Source organism: Phaeovulum vinaykumarii (assembly GCF_900156695.1).
Classification (GTDB): Bacteria; Pseudomonadota; Alphaproteobacteria; order Rhodobacterales; family Rhodobacteraceae; genus Bieblia_A; species Bieblia_A vinaykumarii.
Map to the genome: position 1 here is coordinate 1 of NZ_FTOM01000024.1, position 2,062 is coordinate 2,062.

3 protein-coding genes and 1 pseudogene are annotated in these 2,062 nt (G+C 62.4%); 2 read left to right on the top strand and 2 right to left on the bottom strand.

What is annotated here, in order from left to right; genetic code table 11:
* A pseudogene (locus BW949_RS16370) lies at positions 1–200 on the top strand (IS3 family transposase); the annotation flags it as partial.
* Positions 201–210: 10 nt separating this feature from the next.
* Here the strand turns inward: BW949_RS16370 and BW949_RS16375 are convergent.
* Positions 211–519 (bottom strand): Hachiman antiphage defense system protein HamA, encoded by a 309-nt coding sequence (locus BW949_RS16375; RefSeq protein WP_200805156.1) that lies wholly within the window; start codon positions 517–519, stop codon positions 211–213.
* Positions 520–582: 63 nt separating this feature from the next.
* The gene (locus tag BW949_RS16380) at positions 583–1,803 is read right to left on the bottom strand and encodes an ATP-binding protein (protein WP_076368005.1); all 1,221 of its coding nucleotides are present in this window, start codon (positions 1,801–1,803) and stop codon (positions 583–585) included.
* Between the two features lie 77 nt (positions 1,804–1,880).
* On the opposite strand from BW949_RS16380, the gene BW949_RS17265 reads away from it, so the two are divergent.
* Positions 1,881–2,062, top strand: a 182-nt coding sequence (locus tag BW949_RS17265) for a hypothetical protein (RefSeq protein WP_210187222.1), incomplete at its 3' end; no start/stop codon positions are given.

The following is a 2,062-nucleotide window of genomic DNA, read 5'->3' on the forward strand; positions in this document are numbered from 1 at the left end:
CCATCAACGGTCTCTACAAGGCCGAGATCATCCATCGCCGCGGCCCTTGGCGCAGCTTCGAGGCCGTCGAATACGCGACGCTCGAATGGGGCGACCGGTTCAACAATCGCCGCCTCCTCGAGCCTATCGGGAATATCCCGCCCGCAGAGGCAGAGGCCAACTTCTACGCAGATCCGGAAACTGAGGACATGGCCGCGTAACTAACGAAAATCAGCCTCCGGAAAAACCGGCGCGGTTCACCTCCTCGACGAGCTCAGTCGCGAGAATCTCGCCGAGATCGCCCGAACGACCCTTGGACGTCTGAGGCATCGCCTCGCTGAGGATCTCGGCGGCGACCTTGTATCCGAGCCGATCCACGTCCTCGGCGATGCGTTCCAGTCGGTCGTCATGCGAACGGATCGTCTCGGCCAAGGCATCGCGGATCTCGTCGCGGCCGTCCTCTTTCTCGACATAGGTCCAGTAGTGCTTGCGTTTGTCTTTTTCTCTCGTGGCGTCGCACCACCTCTCATACAGGCTCACGGACTCCCCCCAATAATCATTGCTCCGCGCAGGTTGATCCGTCGGCAATCTCTGCGCACCCGCTCAACTCCACAAACAGGACAATGGCGCCGCAGCCAGCCGGTCACCAAATGGCACAACATCCTCGCTGTCATAGAGCACGGTGCCAAAAGCAAAGCGGTCTCCGGAGGCTTCGGCCAAGGCGCGCAGCCCAGCGAAATCGCCGGACTTGACCGTGGCGCTGGCCTTCACCTCGATGCCGGCGATCATGCCGTCGTCACGCTCCAGCACGATGTCGACCTCGCGCATGTCGCGATCGCGGAAGTGATAGGGTGTCAGTCGCAGGTCCGAGGCTGTCGTCAGCTTGAGCATTTCCGAGAACACGAAGCTTTCCAGCAGGGCGCCGAACGTCCCGCGATCCGCCTTCACCCTGTCGAAGGTCAGGCCCCGCGTGCTCGCCAGCAGGCCGGAATCGAGGAAATGTAGCTTTGGTGTTTTCACGATGCGCTTCAGCGCGTTGGTGAACCAGGGCTGCAGCGTCGCGATCAAAAAGACTTGTTCGAGCAGCCTGACGTAGCGCTGTCCCGTCTTGTGGCTGACATTGATGCTGGCCCCGAACTGCGAATAGTTGACCAATTGGCTGGAATGCTCGGCCAGCAGCCGCACGAATTTCGGAAGCTCGGTCAGCTTCTCGACATCAGCGATGTCCCTGAGATCGCGGGTGAGAACCGACGTGAGATAGGACCGCGCCCAGTCCTGCCGGCGCCGCTCGCTCTCGCGGGCGATCGCCTCGGGAAATCCGCCGAGCAGGACGGAGTGGACGAGATCGTCGCCGACGATCGCTTTGCTTGGCTTTTGCAGCTTTCCCTCGAAGAGACGCTCCAGAAAGGTCGGCGTCCTGCCCTCGATCTCGGCCCGTGCCAGCGGCAGCATCTCGAGCATTTCCATCCGGCCGGCGAGACTGTCGGCGACCCGTGGCAAGGTCAGCACATTCGCTGAGCCCGTGAGGAGAAATCGGCCCGGACGATAGTCCTCGTCGACCGTCTTCTTGATCGCCAGGAGCAGATCGGGCGCGCGTTGAATCTCGTCGATGATGGCCCGATCCAGTCCCCGGATGAACCCGGCCGGATCGGACTGCGCAGCCTCCAGCACGGTCTGGTCGTCCAGCGTGATATAGGTGCGGCCGGCTTCCCCCATCTTCTTGACGAGCGTGGTCTTGCCCGCTCGCCGTGGCCCCACAATGAGAACCACGGGCGTATCCGAAAGGGCTTCCTCTGCCCGGCGCTCTACAAACCGCTTGAACATCCTGCCCCCGAGTCTCCGACAATTGGAACCATTTGGGTCGGCTGATTGGAAGTCAAGGGCCCGCTAATTGGAACTTGGTGAGTCGCGATCTGGAAGATGATGGGAGGGGAAGGCCTTCCCCTGCGGCCGAGCCCGTAGTCTCGGCCGACCCCTTCGAGCGGGGGATACGGCGTGGCACCGAAGTAGCGGGCATCGAGGAAGGCCCGGACCAGGTTCGCCTGCATCTGTCGGGCGGAGAGACCGTCGCGACCGCGCGCTT